This is a genomic window from Streptomyces bikiniensis (assembly GCF_000716625.1).
In the GTDB taxonomy this organism is placed as follows: Bacteria; Actinomycetota; Actinomycetes; order Streptomycetales; family Streptomycetaceae; genus Streptomyces; species Streptomyces bikiniensis.
This window is the reverse complement of the sequence record NZ_JNXJ01000003.1, coordinates 173,331-187,582: the sequence shown is the minus strand read 5'-3', so window position 1 is coordinate 187,582 and position 14,252 is coordinate 173,331. Positions and strand designations below refer to the sequence as shown.

Below are 14,252 nucleotides of genomic sequence, written 5' to 3'. Positions count from 1 at the left end.
GCGGTGCGGCGCCGGGCCCCGGACCCGCGCGGACCGGTAGCCGGGTCCTCGCGGTCGGTGAGTTCGACCGGACCCGCTGACCTGCTGTACAGTCTCTCTCGCAGCCGCTTGAAAGAAGGCTGCGAGCAAGGTCCTGTGGAGCAGTTGGTTAGCTCGCCACCCTGTCAAGGTGGAGGTCGCGGGTTCAAGTCCCGTCAGGATCGCCTCGAAGACGAAGGCCCGCATCGTGAGATGCGGGCCTTCGTTGCGTTCCCGTGTCTTGACGGGGGCCCGCGCCCGCCGGTACTCCGGACTTCAGGGAATCGGGGGCCCCGACTGGAGGTGGTCGCGCATGGCCGCGGCGTCCGCAGCACGGCACGACACACGAGCACTGCTGCGCGCCCATCTGGCGGCCGCGTCGCGGTACGGGCACCTGACGCGCCACTGCGTGGTCTGCCACCGCCTGCTGAGACTCGCCATGGAAGTACCGGAAGCGGCGGAGCCACCGGAGGCGTGCGCCGCCGAGGAGCGGGCGCCGGCCGCTGAGGACGAAGGTCCCGCCGACCCGTGACCAACGGCGGGCCGCTCCCCCGCCCCGAAGTGACAGCCTTGACCCTGGCAAGGGCTCGTCCGTGTGACGGGTGTCACTGAAAGTCTTTCAGAAACACCTTCACTTACACCCTCCCTACACCGGTCCGATTTAATCGGTGCAATTGCACCGCTGTCCACCGCGTGGCACCGGGCACAAAAAGATCGCGCTGGACCCGGCGGAGTCCAGCGCGATCGTCTGACGAAGGCCTGTTGGGGCAGGCGATCGCCGGCAGAGCTAGGGGTGGGCCACCGGATTGGGGGATCCGGAAGGGCCCGGTGTTACGGGGTACTGCGAGGTGTCACGCGACCTCAGGCCTCGCTGCGCTGCTGCGGAATGCCCGCCAGCAGCGCGCGGACCTCGGCCTCGCGGTACCGGCGGTGCCCACCCAGGGTGCGGATGGACGTGAGCTTGCCCGCCTTGGCCCAACGGGTCACCGTCTTCGGGTCCACACGGAACATCGTGGCGACCTCGGCAGGGGTCAGCAGCGGCTCGGCATCAGGGGTGCGAGCGGTCATGAGCGGCCTCCTCGGGAGAACCGAACCAATCTCGGTTCTTTCCTCTAAATTCTGCACCTTGACCCGCGTTGCCCGAAATGGCAGAAGCGGGCCGAGTCGGTTATAGGACGAACGGCTTGTCCTCGGCACTACAACTACACCATCCGTCCAGCCACGTCGGCCAAACCGATGGAATTGCCCTCGCAGGTGTTCATCAGCGGCGGAAGTCGATGGACCATGCCATAACGGACAGTCACGCGTCTGTGACGATCAGTCACAGGGCGATCAGGAGTCCTCAGACCCCCCATAGAGTGCAATGCTGAGCGTTCCGCCCAAAGTTGGGCGGAAGGAACCCTCCCCGGACTCCTTGTCCTATTTTGGCACGAGGATGGGTGATCGGCGCAAGGGTGCGTTAAGTGCTGTCCGTCACGCTTGAGCCAAAGGCCCGGATCGGGACCAACGTCCCCGCCGGACGGGAGCCGAAGGACCCGTGGACCGGAGGAAGGGGACGCGGAGGAGTCCCCGGGGCCGGCGGCTCCGGAGACCTCGAAGATCATTTACACCGGTCGGACATGTCTTGTCGATACCGACCTGACGAAGATGCCCGACTGGTGTCAGTTCGCGCACAGCGGCTTCCGGCCACGAGCGCCGGTTCCCGACGCCCGTACCCCTTCCAGAGGGCCGTACCCCTCCGATTCCAGGAGCCGTGTCCCTCCGCTTCAAGAGGCCGTGCTCCTCCGAGCCGTCGTCAGTTCGCGAACCGCAGGTCCCTGATCGCCCGCCAGCGCTCGGCCAGGCGCCCGTACGCGTCGTTCGCCGCCTCGCCGTCCCCCGCCCGCAGCGCCGCGATCCCCTCCGCGAGCTGGGCCGCCGACCGCTCCTCCGCCAGCCACTCCTCCGGCACCACGTGCACCAGACCGCCGAAGTCCAGCTCCACCAGGGCCCGCGGATGGAACTCCTCCAGCCAGCGCCCCACCTCGACCAGACCCTCCGTCATGGGACCGTCGTCGATCGACTCCCGCAGCGCCCGCAGGGTCCGCGCGAGCCGGCGCCGCGCCTGGGCCATCGTCGTCCGGTACCGCAGCACCGGCGCCCGGCCCGCCCCGGCCCCCTCCTCCGGGGCGCCCGGCTCGTACTGCCGGTCCTCGTCACCGAAGAGGGCGAACCAGCGCACCGGCACCTGCCAGACCGCCGTACGGATCCACGGGCGCGCGTCCGGGTTCCGCGCCAGCCAGCGCTCGTGGTCCGCCGCCACCTGGGCGCGCACCACCGGCGGCAGCATCGCGTCGAGCACCGGCCCCGGATACCCCTCCGCCACCAGCTCCTCCAGGGCCAGCCAGCCGCGCAGCCGGGTCCGCCACGGGCAGATCACCACCGCCCCGTCCAGGTGCGCGACGAAGGCCTCGCCGCTCTCGTGGACCGGCACCGGGACCGGGGGCGTCGGCAGCAGGTCCGCGAGCGACCGGCGCAGCTCCTCCTGCGCCCCCGGGGTGCGGGGCCGCCGCGCGTACCGGGCCCAGTGGGACCGCTCCGGCTCGGGGAACGCGGCCAGCGGCTCGTACACCCGCAGGTAGGACGCGTAGGGGACGAGGACCGAGGAGGCGACCGACATGTCGCGATCCTTCCACGGAGGTACTCCCCGAGGGGGTGATCCTGCGCACTGCGGCTGATCTACGCCCAGGTAGCGCTTACCCTCTTGCCGAACTGGTCCCTCCCCCACCCGCAGGGAGGGCCGAAACCGCCGCTTCGTACTTGGGAGTCACCACCGTGACCGATGTGACCGGCGTTCCTGTCGATCCCGCAGACGTGCTGCACACCCTCTTCCGTTCGGAACAGGGTGGCCACGAGCAAGTCGTGCTCTGCCAGGACCGCGCGACCGGCCTCAAGGCCGTCATCGCCCTCCACTCCACCGCCCTGGGCCCCGCCCTCGGCGGCACCCGCTTCTACCCGTACGCCACCGAGGCCGAGGCGATCGCCGACGCGCTCAACCTGGCGCGCGGCATGTCGTACAAGAACGCCCTGGCCGGCCTCGACCACGGCGGCGGCAAGGCCGTCATCATCGGGGACCCCGAGCAGATCAAGACGGAGGAACTCCTCCTCGCCTACGGGCGCTTCGTCGCCTCCCTCGGCGGCCGGTACGTCACGGCCTGCGACGTCGGCACCTACGTCGCGGACATGGACGTCGTCGCCCGCGCGAACGAGTGGACCACCGGCCGCTCCCCCGAGAACGGCGGCGCCGGCGACTCCTCCGTCCTCACCGCCTTCGGCGTCTTCCAGGGCATGCGCGCCTCCGCGCAGACCCTGTGGGGCGACCCCACGCTGCGCGGCCGCAAGGTCGGCGTCGCGGGTGTCGGCAAGGTCGGCCACTACCTCGTCGAGCACCTCCTGGAGGACGGCGCCGAGGTGTACGTCACCGACGTGCGCGAGGAGTCGGTGCGCCGGATCACCGACAGGCACCCCCAGGTGAAGGTGGTCGCGGACACCGACGCGCTGATCCGCGTCGAGGGCCTGGACGTCTACGCGCCCTGCGCGCTCGGCGGCGCCCTGAACGACGACACCGTCCCGGTCCTCACCGCCAAGATCGTCTGCGGCGCGGCCAACAACCAGCTCGCCCACCTCGGCGTCGAGAAGGACCTGGAGGAGCGCGGGATCCTCTACGCGCCCGACTACGTGGTCAACGCCGGCGGCGTGATCCAGGTCGCGGACGAGCTGCACGGCTTCGACTTCGACCGGTGCAAGGCGAAGGCCACGAAGATCTTCGACACCACGCTCGCGATCTTCGCACGTGCGAAGGAAGACGGGATTCCGCCGGCCGCCGCGGCCGACCGGATCGCCGAGCAGCGCATGGCGGAGGCGCGGCGCGGCTGAGCCGGGCCCGGGGGCGGCCCGCCTCCGTGAGGGTGCCGGAGAGACTTCCCTCACCCTTGTCGGCGGGTCGTACCCCCAGAAGAGGTTAAAATCGCGACTGACCAGCGAGGAAAGGGCACCTCGAAGGTTCTGTACCGGGGTATGTGATGCGCACGGCGTACCGTAGACCCACGGAAACAGGTACCGTTGAAGCCCTACGGGCCGGTCTCTCCTTCGAGAGCCCGCTCCGAATCATGAACGCGTGTCAAGACTCTGGGGCCATCGAGCCCCGTCACCGAGGGGGTCGAGCCATGGGGCGCGGCCGGGCAAAGGCCAAGCAGACCAAGGTCGCCCGCCAGCTGAAGTACAGCAGCGGCGGGACGGACCTGACGCGTCTGGCCAATGAGCTGGGCGCTTCGACTTCGAGTCAGCCGCCGAATGGCGAGCCGTTCGAGGACGACGACGAGGAAGACGACCCGTACGCCCAGTACGCGGATCTCTACAACACGGACGACGAGGACGAGGACGACCAGTCCGGTCCCTCTTCGTCCTCCCCGCGTCGCGCTTGACCTTCTGAACCACTGAAACCCGGTCCGGTACACCCGGCCGGGTTTCTGTGCTGTCCGCGTGGCTGAATCGCATGCCTGTTCGCGTACGGTCAGGGGGCGGCGGGCGGAGACGGCGATCGGGGGCGCCCCTGGAGGCACCCCCGATGACGTACGCCCTCCGGCCGGTCAGCTCGCGTAGTCCCCGACCAGCTCGGCGCCGGTGGCGTGGTCGCCGCGCTCGGTGATCTCGCCCGCGACCCAGGACTCGACCCCGCGGTCCGCCAGGGTGGCCAGGGCCACGTCCACGGAGTCGGCCGGCACGACGGCCATCATGCCGACGCCCATGTTCAGGGTCTTCTCCAGCTCCAGGCGCTCCACCTGCCCGGCCTTGCCGACCAGGTCGAAGATCGCGCCCGGAGCCCAGGTCGACCGGTCGACGGTGGCGTGCAGGCCGTCCGGGATCACCCGGGCCAGGTTGGCCGCCAGGCCGCCGCCCGTGATGTGGCTGAAGGCGTGGACGTCCGTGGTCCGGGTGAGGGCCAGGCAGTCGAGCGAGTAGATCTTCGTGGGCTCCAGAAGCTCCTCGCCCAGCGTCCGGCCGAGCTCCTCGACCCGCTGGTCGAGGGACATGCCGGCACGGTCGAAGACCACGTGCCGCACGAGCGAGTACCCGTTGGAGTGAAGGCCGGACGAGGCCATGGCGATGACCGCGTCACCCGTACGGATGCGGTCCGCGCCGAGCAGCCGGTCGTACTCCACCACGCCCGTGCCCGCGCCGGCGACGTCGAAGTCGTCCGGGCCGAGGAGGCCCGGGTGCTCCGCGGTCTCGCCGCCGACCAGGGCGCAGCCGGCCAGGACGCAGCCCTCGGCGATGCCCTTGACGATCGCCGCGACCCGCTCCGGGTGGACCTTGCCCACGCAGATGTAGTCGGTCATGAAGAGCGGCTCGGCGCCGCAGACGACGATGTCGTCCATGACCATTGCGACCAGGTCGTGGCCGATCGTGTCGTAGACACCCATCTGGCGGGCGATGTCGACCTTCGTGCCGACGCCGTCGGTGGCGGAGGCGAGCAGCGGGCGCTCGTAGCGCTTGAGGGCGGAGGCGTCGAAGAGGCCGGCGAAGCCGCCGAGGCCGCCGAGGACCTCGGGGCGCTTCGTCTTCTTCACCCACTCCTTCATCAGCTCGACCGCGCGGTCGCCCGCCTCGATGTCGACGCCCGCGGACGCGTAGCTGGCGCCGCCTTCGGCACTGAGGGACTCAGACATGCTGGGAACTTTCGTGTCGTACTGCGGTTGCAGCGGTTGCGACGGGGTCTTACGGGGTCTTGCAGACGGTTCTACGGGCGGTTCTACGGACGACGGAGCGCGTCGGAGGCCGCGGTGGCGGCCGGGCCGGCGGCCAGCTCGGTCTCCAGGAGCTGCTTGCCGAGCAGCTCGGGGTCCGGCAGCTCCATCGGGTACTCGCCGTCGAAGCAGGCGCGGCAGAGGTTCGGCTTCTGGATCGTGGTCGCCTCGACCATCCCCTCCAGGGAGATGTACGAGAGCGAGTCCGCGCCCAGGGACTTGCCGATCTCCTCGACCGACATGCCGTTGGCGATCAGCTCCGCGCGGGTCGCGAAGTCGATGCCGAAGAAGCAGGGCCACTTGACCGGCGGGGAGGAGATCCGGATGTGGACCTCGGCCGCACCGGCCTCGCGGAGCATCCGGACCAGGGCCCGCTGGGTGTTGCCGCGGACGATCGAGTCGTCGACGACCACGAGCTTCTTCCCCTTGATGACTTCCCTGAGGGGGTTCAGCTTCAGCCGGATGCCCAGCTGGCGGATGGTCTGGGAGGGCTGGATGAAGGTGCGCCCGACGTAGGCGTTCTTCACCAGGCCGGCACCGAAGGGGATGCCCGAGGCCTCGGCGTAGCCGATGGCGGCCGGGGTGCCGGACTCCGGGGTCGCTATCACCAGGTCGGCCTCGACGGGCGCCTCCTTCGCGAGGCGGCGGCCCATCTCCACGCGGGAGAGGTACACGTTCCGGCCGGCGATGTCGGTGTCCGGGCGGGCCAGGTACACGTACTCGAAGACACAGCCCTTGGGCTTCGCTTCCGCGAATCGAGAGGTACGGATGCCGTTCTCGTCGATCGCGATCAGCTCGCCCGGCTCGACCTCGCGGACGTAGCTGGCGCCGCAGATGTCGAGGGCGGCGGACTCGGAGGCGACCACCCAGCCGCGCTCCAGGCGGCCGAGGACCAGCGGGCGGATGCCCTGCGGGTCACGGGCCGCGTAGAGCGTGTGCTCGTCCATGAAGACGAGGGAGAAGGCGCCCCGGACCTCGGGGAGGACCTTCGCGGCGGCCTGCTCGACGGTGAGCGGGTTGCCGTCCTCGTCCACCTGGCCCGCGAGGAGCGCGGTGACCAGGTCGGTGTCGTTGGTGGCGGCGACCCGGGTCGCGCGCCCTTCCTTCTTGGGCAGGTCCGCGACCATCTCGGCGAGCTGCGCCGTGTTCACCAGGTTGCCGTTGTGGCCGAGCGCGATCGAGCCGCGGGCGGTCGCCCGGAACGTCGGCTGCGCGTTCTCCCACACGGAGGCCCCGGTGGTCGAGTAGCGGGCGTGACCGACCGCGATGTGACCTTGGAGGGAACCGAGAGAGGTCTCGTCGAAGACCTGGGACACGAGGCCCATGTCCTTGAAGACGAGGATCTGGGAGCCGTTGCTGACCGCGATTCCCGCGGATTCCTGGCCCCGATGCTGGAGGGCGTAGAGCCCGAAGTACGTGAGCTTTGCGACCTCTTCACCCGGAGCCCAGACACCGAAGACGCCGCAAGCGTCCTGGGGGCCCTTCTCGCCGGGAAGCAGATCGTGATTGAGTCGACCGTCACCACGTGGCACGTTTCCGAGTGTAGACGGGCTCGACCACTGGTCCGAATTGAGGAAATCCGGGGTCGGCCGCTCTCGTACGATCGCACGAAATGATCATCCCGTGCTTGGAGGGGGCTACAAACCAGGCAGGGGAAGGGATTCCGGCTCCGGAGCCGCGAAAAGCGGACGCTCATACCGGCTCCGGAGCCGGTTCGCGATGTGACGGAGTTCGCAATCGGCGGGGACCGCGGCCCCGGACGCTACGCGCGTCCGGCCGGCTCGGCGGTGGCGGTGAGGCCCTCGCCCGAGGCGTCGGTGAGCGTCAGGGTCCGGTGGTCGACCCGGTAGGTGAGCGGCCCGTCGAGGAGCGCGTACAGCTTGGTCTCCAGCTGCATCTGCGGGCCCGTGCACATCATCCGGGTGGTGGCCGCCGGGCCCTCGACGGTGAGGGTCGTGCCGTCGGTCCTGGCCGTCGCGGAGAAGTTGTTGCAGCCCAGGTTTCCGGTGACCCTGCCGTCCTCGCCCAGGACGATCCGCGCCTTGCCCTCGCTGCCGGCGGGCAGGGAGGATGCCGTCTGCCCGGAGCGCAGGCCGTCGACCTTCCACGCGGTGCCGCGCAGCGGGGCGGGCCGCTCGGCGGTGAGCGCGAGGACGTTCCGCCCGTCGGGCGAGGTCAGGGTGAGGGTGTCGTTCTTCAGCGTGCCCTTGAGCTCCCCGGAGAAGGCCTCGACCAGCTGCTTCTCGAACCGCATCCGGTCGTCGGAACAGGCGATCTCGGTCATCTGCCCCGGGGAGGCCGTGACGGTGTCGCCCTTCACGGTGACGGTGGCGTTGAAGGTGTTGCAGCCGCCGCTCCCCGTGACGCGGCCGTCCTTCCCGAACGCGACGCGGGCGTCGCCCGGGGCGTCGGACGCGCTCCCGTCGACGGTGACCTCGTCGACGGTCCAGTGCGTGCCGGTGAGCGGGAGGTCCGGAGAGACGGTGCCGGCCCCGGATCCGGAGCCTTGGCCTCCCTCCGTACCGCAGGCGGTGAGCAGGAGGGCCGGGAGGAGCGGGACCAGGACGACGAGTGCTCGTGGCTTCGACATGGAAATGGGACGGACGACCGGACGAGTCGGTTCCACGGACCTGCCCACCTGCACGGACCTGCGTGTACGGACCTGCGCGTACGGACCCGCCTGTATGGACCTGCCTGCACGGGCGTGCCTGTACGGACCTGCCTGCACGGACCTGCCTGCACGGTCCGCGGTGATCGGCCGTCAGGCCATCAGGGGCAGCAGGTCCGTCAGGTCGGCGCGCTCGCCGCTCGCGCTCACCCGGGCCGCGTCCAGCTCCGCCGCCCACCCCCTGCGCCCGGTCGCGAGCCGGATCCAGGTCAGGGGGTCCGTCTCGACCACGTTGGGCGGGGTGCCCCGGGTGTGCCGGGGACCCTCCACGCACTGGACGACGGCGTACGACGGGACCCGCACCTCGACCGCTCCGCCCGGCGCCTTCACCGCGAGCACGTCCGCGAGGAGGCGGGTGCAGGCGGCGAGGGCCTGCCGGTCGTACGGGATGCCGGCACCGGTCGCCTCGTTCAGGTCGTCGGTGTGGACGACGAGTTCGACGGTCCGGGTGACCAGGAAGTCCCCGAGGGTCATGGCGCCGAGGCTCACCGGCAGGAGCCGGTCGTCGGCCGTGCCCGCCACCGCCTCCTCGTAGTCGTCCTGTACGCGCGCGTAGAGCCCGGGCAGGTCGGAGGCGTCGATCCCACGCGTGTGCGCGTCGATCCGCTCGGCCGCCGACGCGGTCCTGGACGGCCAGTCGAGCAGGGCCAGTTCCCGCGCGGCCGGCGCGGACGCGGCGAGCAGCCGCGGCACGGAGTCGAGCATCCACGCGACGTGCGCGGCCAGGTCCCGTACGGTCCACTCCCCGAGCCGGGTCGGCCCGTCGAGCTGTACGGGCGTGAACGCCTCGACGGCCTCCCGTACGTGCCGGAACTGGGCGAGGACGGCGGCCCGGGTCTTGGCCGGGTCGTAGCTGCGGGTGCGCTTCTTGGCCGGTGGCATGGGGCGAGGGTAGTCGGCGGTGACGGCGTCACGGACGGATACGAGGCTCAGGCCGGACGGGGCGCGCCCGGTGTCGCCTCGAACGTCTCCTTGTTCTTGGGCACGCCCACACCGCGCCAGGTGAAGGGCACACCCCTGGCCGTGTCCAGGTCGGGTCCGTTCATGAGGTGGAAGTGCAGGTGCGGTTCGGTGGAGTTGCCGGAGTTTCCGCACCGGGCGAGCTCCTGGCCGGCCGTGACCCGGTCACCCGCCCGGACGGTGAGCGAACCCCGCCGGAGGTGGGCGTACACCGCGTAGGTGCCGTCTCCGAGGTCGAGTATCAGGTGGTTCCCGACGATCCGCCGGGCTCCCGCGAGGACGCGGGCGATGCCCTCGAAAAGCAGCAGATAGAGGGCGGCGGGCAGCGAGTTGCGGCTGAGGTGGTCGCGCTGGGCGTCCTCGGCGTGCACGACGGTCGCGTCGGCGACCGCGAACAGCGGGGCGCCGAAGGCCGGGAAGTCCTCGCTCCGGCGGGCCACCGGCCACAGCCACGCGAAGGAGGGCCGGGACCGCTCCCCGTCCTCCGCCTCCGCCAGGATGTCGATGGCGTACGTCTGGCCGTACTGGTGGGTGCCGTGGCTGGGCGTCCGGTCGGCCGGACTGTTGAGCGCCGTCCAGCGGCCGATGACCGGCGGGTCCACTTCGACCGGGGGCCGCGCCGCCGCCTCGACCTGCTTGCCGGTGTGCCGGGCGAGCCCGATCCCGACCGCCATGGCGGCGATCAGCGGCAGCCAGCTCACGGCGTACGGATAGGGCAGTCCGACGGTGAACGAGACGACGAGCTGGACGAAGAACAGCAGCCAGAGCGTGCGGTGGAGCACCACCGCGGTCTTGCGCGTGAACATGAGCGTTCCCCCTGAACGATCGTGGTCGACGGCTTCGGTCGAGGGCTGTGATCGAGGGCTGTGGTCAAGAGCCGTGGCCGAAAGGCTATGGGCGGGCCGCCGTGAGGGCCATCAGGAGCGGAACGACCCGGGCCGCCGGAACCTCGTAGCGGCCGCGTCCGGACGTGTGGAGCCGGCCCGCGCCGGTCAGTTGGCGCAGATGGTGGTAGATCTGGCCGGTCGTGCCCGTGAACAGCACCCCGCCGTCGGCGCCCCGCGGACCCGCCTCGGACAGTTCGGTCTTGAACCCCTCCAGCGCCGCGATGCGCCGTTCCAGCTCGGTGAACCGCTCTTCCAGCTCCATGCGTACAAATTATGGAACTACGTAACTCCGTGCAAGAGTGCATCGGGAGGGAACCGAAGGAGCCCCCGCCCGGACCCGAAGGTCCGGACGGGGGCTCCCGTGCGTACTGCTCCTACCCCTGCTCCGAGGGGGCGATCAGGCCAGCAGGCCCGGGATCGTCGCCTCGTGGGCCGTGCGCAGCTCCTCCAGGGAGAGCGCGAACTCGCCCTGCACGTCGACCGCGTCCCCGTCGACGACACCGATCCGGGTCGCCGGCAGGCCCCGCGCGCCGCACATGTCGGTGAAGCGGAGCTCCTCGCTGCGCGGGACGGCGACGACCGCGCGGCCCGCCGACTCGCTGAAGAGGAAGGTGAAGGCGTCCAGGCCCTCCGGGACGACCAGGCGCGCGCCCTTGCCGCCGCGCAGGCAGGACTCGACGACCGCCTGCACGAGACCGCCGTCGGACAGGTCGTGCGCCGCGTCGATCATGCCGTCGCGGGAGGCCGAGATCAGGATCTCGCCGAGCAGCTTCTCCCGGTCGAGGTCCACGGCCGGCGGCAGACCGCCGAGGTGCTGGTGGATCACCTCGGACCAGGCCGAACCGCCGAACTCCTCCTTGGTGTCGCCGAGCAGGTAGAGGAGCTGGCCCTCTTCCGCGAAGGCGATCGGGGTGCGGCGGTTGACGTCGTCGATCACGCCGAGGACGGCCACGACGGGCGTCGGGTGGATCGCCACGTCACCGGTCTGGTTGTAGAGCGAGACGTTGCCGCCGGTCACCGGGGTGCCGAGCTGGAAGCAGCCGTCCGCGAGGCCGCGGGTCGCCTCGGCGAACTGCCACATCACGTCCGGGTCCTCGGGGGAGCCGAAGTTCAGGCAGTTGGAGATCGCCAGCGGCTTGGCACCGGAGGCGGCGACGTTGCGGTACGACTCCGCGAGCGCGAGCTGCGCGCCCGCGTACGGGTCGAGCTTCGCGTACCGGCCGTTGCCGTCGGTCGCCATGGCCACGCCGAGGTTGGTCTCCTCGTCGATGCGGACCATGCCCGCGTCCTCGGGCTGCGCCAGGACCGTGTTGCCCTGCACGAACCGGTCGTACTGGTCCGTGATCCAGGACTTCGAGGCCTGGTTCGGGGAGGAGACGAGCTTGAGGACCTGGTCCTTCAGCTCCTCGCCGTTCTGCGGCCGGGGCAGCTTGCCGGCGTCGTCGGCCTGGAGCGCGTCCTGCCACTCCGGACGGGCGAACGGACGCTGGTAGACCGGGCCCTCGTGGGCGACCGTGCGCGGCGGCACGTCCACGATCTGCTCGCCGTGCCAGAAGATCTCCAGGCGCTCGCCCTCGGTCACCTCACCGATGACGGTGGCGATGACGTCCCACTTCTCGCAGATCTCCAGGAAGCGGTCGACCTTGTCGGGCTCAACGATCGCGCACATGCGCTCCTGCGACTCGCTCATGAGGATCTCCTCGGGCGAGAGCGTCGCGTCGCGCAGGTGCACCAGGTCGAGGTCGACCCGCATGCCGCCGGAACCGGCGGAGGCCAGCTCGGAGGTGGCGCAGGAGAGCCCGGCGCCGCCGAGGTCCTGGATGCCCGCGACCAGCTTCTCCGCGAAGATCTCCAGGGTGCACTCGATGAGGAGCTTCTCCTGGAACGGGTCGCCGACCTGGACGGCCGGGCGCTTGGCCGGCTTGCCCGTGCCGGAGGCGCTGTTGCCTTCAGCGTCGAAGGTCTCGGACGCGAGGACCGAGACGCCGCCGATGCCGTCGCCGCCCGTGCGGGCGCCGTACAGGATCACCTTGTTGCCGGCGCCGGAGGCCTTGGCGAGGTGGATGTCCTCGTGCTTCATCACGCCGATGCAGCCGGCGTTGACCAGCGGGTTGCCCTGGTAGCAGGAGTCGAAGACGACCTCGCCGCCGATGTTGGGCAGGCCCAGGCAGTTGCCGTAGCCGCCGATGCCGGCGACGACACCGGGCAGCACGCGCTTGGTGTCGGGGTGGTCGGCCGCGCCGAACCGCAGCGGGTCGACGACCGCGACCGGACGGGCGCCCATGGCGAGGATGTCGCGGACGATGCCGCCGACGCCGGTGGCCGCGCCCTGGTAGGGCTCGATGTACGAGGGGTGGTTGTGCGACTCGACCTTGAAGGTGACCGCGTACCCCTGGCCTACGTCCACGACGCCCGCGTTCTCGCCGATGCCGACGAGCATGGCGTCGTTGGCGGGGACCTTCTCGCCGAACTGCTTCAGGTGGACCTTGCTGCTCTTGTACGAGCAGTGCTCCGACCACATGACGGAGTACATGGCGAGCTCGGCGCCGGTGGGACGGCGGCCGAGGATCTCGCGGATGCGCGCGTACTCGTCCTCCTTGAGGCCGAGCTCCTTCCAGGGCTGCTCGCTGTCCGGCGTCTCGCTCGCGTGCTTGACGGTGTCGAAAGCTCGGGGGTACGGGGGTCGCCCCCCGGAAGAAGGCAGCATCAGGCGTTGACCAGCTTCTTGAGGATCGAGGTGAAGAAACCGAGACCGTCCGTCTTGCCGGTGCCGATCAGCGGCTCGACGGCGTGCTCGGGGTGCGGCATGAGGCCGACCACGTTGCCGGCGGCGTTGGTGATGCCCGCGATGTCGCGGAGCGAGCCGTTGGGGTTGACGTCCAGGTAGCGGAAGGCCACCCGGCCCTCGGCCTCCAGCTCGTCGAGCACGCGCTCGTCGGCGACGTACCGGCCGTCCATGTTCTTGAGCGGGACCTCGATCTCCTGGCCCGCGGTGTAGTCCGAGGTCCAGGCGGTCTCCGCGTTCTCCACCCGCAGCTTCTGGTCGCGGCAGATGAAGTGGAGGTGGTTGTTGCGCAGCATCGCGCCCGGCAGCAGATGGGCCTCGGTGAGGATCTGGAAGCCGTTGCAGATGCCGAGGACGGGCATGCCCGCCTTCGCCTGCTCGATGATCGTCTCCATCACCGGCGAGAAGCGGGAGATGGCTCCGGCCCGCAGGTAGTCGCCGTAGGAGAAGCCGCCGGCCAGGACCACGGCGTCGACCTGCTTGAGGTCCTTGTCGCGGTGCCAGAGCGAGACGGGCTCGGCGCCCGCCAGGCGGGCGGCGCGCAGCGCGTCCTGGTCGTCGAGCGTTCCGGGGAACGTGACGACGCCGATGCGTGCGGTCACGACGAGGCCCCGGCGGTCTCCGTGGACTCCACCTTCACGGTGAAGTCCTCGATCACGGTGTTGGCGAGGAAGGTTTCGGCCATCTCATGGATGCGGGCGAGGGCGGCGTCGTCGACCGGCCCCTCCACCTCCAGCTCGAAGCGCTTCCCCTGACGGACGTCGGCGATTCCGGCGAATCCCAGGCGGGGCAGTGCACGCTGCACCGCCTGCCCCTGGGGGTCGAGGATCTCCGGCTTGAGCATGACGTCGACTACGACGCGTGCCACTGGCACTCCCGGTGGTGTGTTGCGTGGGCGGTTCCTTCAGCGTACCTGCCTCCAAATTCTACGCGGGTAGAGATCTGAAGGATCCTACAAAAGGCAGGTTCTCGACGGTCGGCCCCACCGCACCGCGACCGACCTCCACGGCAAAATTCACGTGAAATATTGCGGACCGCATTGCACCGGGACACGCTGAAACAATTGGCAGGGCTTCACAATGCGACACCTGCCGCTGTAGAAAGGTTTCCAGAAGAAAGCAGCATTGTTCCGGCACAGCCGAACGGTC

General features: G+C 70.2%; 14 protein-coding genes and 1 tRNA gene. 4 read left to right on the top strand and 11 right to left on the bottom strand.

Annotated elements, in window-relative coordinates; all coding sequences use genetic code 11:
- Positions 1 to 129 precede the first annotated feature (129 nt).
- Both OO47_RS03150 and OO47_RS34615 read left to right on the top strand, forming a co-directional pair.
- Positions 130 to 203 (top strand) — tRNA-Asp (locus tag OO47_RS03150).
- A 128-nt stretch (positions 204 to 331) separates the two neighbouring features.
- Positions 332 to 550, top strand: a complete 219-nt coding sequence (locus OO47_RS34615) for a DUF6274 family protein (RefSeq protein WP_078489459.1) — start codon at positions 332 to 334, stop codon at positions 548 to 550.
- Between the two features lie 329 nt (positions 551 to 879).
- Here OO47_RS34615 and bldC read toward each other — a convergent pair whose 3' ends face one another.
- Positions 880 to 1,086 carry a developmental transcriptional regulator BldC gene (gene bldC, locus OO47_RS03145; RefSeq protein ID WP_003949541.1) on the bottom strand — a complete coding sequence of 69 codons (207 nt, stop codon included), beginning with the start codon at positions 1,084 to 1,086 and terminating at the stop codon, positions 880 to 882.
- Between the two features lie 727 nt (positions 1,087 to 1,813).
- Positions 1,814 to 2,677, bottom strand: a complete 864-nt coding sequence (locus OO47_RS03140; RefSeq protein WP_030209673.1) for a hypothetical protein — start codon at positions 2,675 to 2,677, stop codon at positions 1,814 to 1,816.
- A gap of 155 nt (positions 2,678 to 2,832) precedes the next feature.
- Here OO47_RS03140 and OO47_RS03135 point away from each other — a divergent pair, with 155 nt between their 5' ends.
- A complete protein-coding gene (locus OO47_RS03135) occupies positions 2,833 to 3,933 on the top strand; it encodes a Leu/Phe/Val dehydrogenase (RefSeq protein WP_030209671.1) in 1,101 nt (366 codons plus the stop codon).
- 290 nt (positions 3,934 to 4,223) lie between these two features.
- Positions 4,224 to 4,481: a DUF3073 domain-containing protein gene (locus OO47_RS03130; RefSeq protein ID WP_030209662.1), complete on the top strand. Its 258-nt coding sequence runs from the start codon at positions 4,224 to 4,226 to the stop codon at positions 4,479 to 4,481.
- A gap of 165 nt (positions 4,482 to 4,646) precedes the next feature.
- Here OO47_RS03130 and purM read toward each other — a convergent pair whose 3' ends face one another.
- The 9 genes from purM to purS form a co-directional block, all read right to left on the bottom strand.
- Positions 4,647 to 5,726 (bottom strand): phosphoribosylformylglycinamidine cyclo-ligase, encoded by a 1,080-nt coding sequence (purM, locus tag OO47_RS03125; protein ID WP_030209659.1) that lies wholly within the window; start codon positions 5,724 to 5,726, stop codon positions 4,647 to 4,649.
- Positions 5,727 to 5,809: 83 nt separating this feature from the next.
- Positions 5,810 to 7,336, bottom strand: a complete 1,527-nt coding sequence (gene purF / locus OO47_RS03120; RefSeq protein ID WP_030209657.1) for an amidophosphoribosyltransferase — start codon at positions 7,334 to 7,336, stop codon at positions 5,810 to 5,812.
- A gap of 230 nt (positions 7,337 to 7,566) precedes the next feature.
- A complete protein-coding gene (locus tag OO47_RS03115; protein WP_030209655.1) occupies positions 7,567 to 8,394 on the bottom strand; it encodes an META domain-containing protein in 828 nt (275 codons plus the stop codon).
- Between the two features lie 171 nt (positions 8,395 to 8,565).
- Positions 8,566 to 9,354, bottom strand: coding sequence for a maleylpyruvate isomerase family mycothiol-dependent enzyme (locus OO47_RS03110; RefSeq protein WP_030209652.1), 789 nt, complete (start codon positions 9,352 to 9,354; stop codon positions 8,566 to 8,568).
- A 47-nt stretch (positions 9,355 to 9,401) separates the two neighbouring features.
- Positions 9,402 to 10,238, bottom strand: a complete 837-nt coding sequence (locus tag OO47_RS03105) for a M23 family metallopeptidase (protein WP_030209643.1) — start codon at positions 10,236 to 10,238, stop codon at positions 9,402 to 9,404.
- 85 nt (positions 10,239 to 10,323) lie between these two features.
- On the bottom strand, positions 10,324 to 10,581 hold the full coding sequence (locus OO47_RS03100) for a hypothetical protein (protein WP_051715621.1): 258 nt from the start codon (positions 10,579 to 10,581) through the stop codon (positions 10,324 to 10,326).
- Between the two features lie 135 nt (positions 10,582 to 10,716).
- A complete protein-coding gene (purL, locus tag OO47_RS03095; RefSeq protein WP_051715618.1) occupies positions 10,717 to 13,026 on the bottom strand; it encodes a phosphoribosylformylglycinamidine synthase subunit PurL in 2,310 nt (769 codons plus the stop codon).
- Positions 13,026 to 13,706 carry a phosphoribosylformylglycinamidine synthase subunit PurQ gene (gene purQ, locus OO47_RS03090; RefSeq protein ID WP_030209636.1) on the bottom strand — a complete coding sequence of 227 codons (681 nt, stop codon included), beginning with the start codon at positions 13,704 to 13,706 and terminating at the stop codon, positions 13,026 to 13,028. The genes purL and purQ overlap by 1 nt, the downstream gene beginning before the upstream one ends.
- Positions 13,703 to 13,978 (bottom strand): phosphoribosylformylglycinamidine synthase subunit PurS, encoded by a 276-nt coding sequence (gene purS / locus OO47_RS03085; protein WP_078489458.1) that lies wholly within the window; start codon positions 13,976 to 13,978, stop codon positions 13,703 to 13,705. Before purS ends, purQ begins: the two co-directional genes overlap by 4 nt.
- Positions 13,979 to 14,252: the final 274 nt, after the last annotated feature.

Excerpts from the sequence above, each read along its gene's own strand:
- OO47_RS34615 (WP_078489459.1), top strand. The coding sequence starts at position 332 with ATGGCCGCGGCGTCCGCAGCACGGCACGACACACGAGCACTGCTGCGC.
- bldC (WP_003949541.1), bottom strand. The coding sequence starts at position 1,086 with ATGACCGCTCGCACCCCTGATGCCGAGCCGCTGCTGACCCCTGCCGAG.
- OO47_RS03140 (WP_030209673.1), bottom strand. The coding sequence starts at position 2,677 with ATGTCGGTCGCCTCCTCGGTCCTCGTCCCCTACGCGTCCTACCTGCGG.
- OO47_RS03130 (WP_030209662.1), top strand. The coding sequence starts at position 4,224 with ATGGGGCGCGGCCGGGCAAAGGCCAAGCAGACCAAGGTCGCCCGCCAG.
- purM (WP_030209659.1), bottom strand. The coding sequence starts at position 5,726 with ATGTCTGAGTCCCTCAGTGCCGAAGGCGGCGCCAGCTACGCGTCCGCG.
- OO47_RS03115 (WP_030209655.1), bottom strand. The coding sequence starts at position 8,394 with ATGTCGAAGCCACGAGCACTCGTCGTCCTGGTCCCGCTCCTCCCGGCC.
- OO47_RS03110 (WP_030209652.1), bottom strand. The coding sequence starts at position 9,354 with ATGCCACCGGCCAAGAAGCGCACCCGCAGCTACGACCCGGCCAAGACC.
- OO47_RS03105 (WP_030209643.1), bottom strand. The coding sequence starts at position 10,238 with ATGTTCACGCGCAAGACCGCGGTGGTGCTCCACCGCACGCTCTGGCTG.
- OO47_RS03100 (WP_051715621.1), bottom strand. The coding sequence starts at position 10,581 with ATGGAGCTGGAAGAGCGGTTCACCGAGCTGGAACGGCGCATCGCGGCG.
- purL (WP_051715618.1), bottom strand. The coding sequence starts at position 13,026 with ATGCTGCCTTCTTCCGGGGGGCGACCCCCGTACCCCCGAGCTTTCGAC.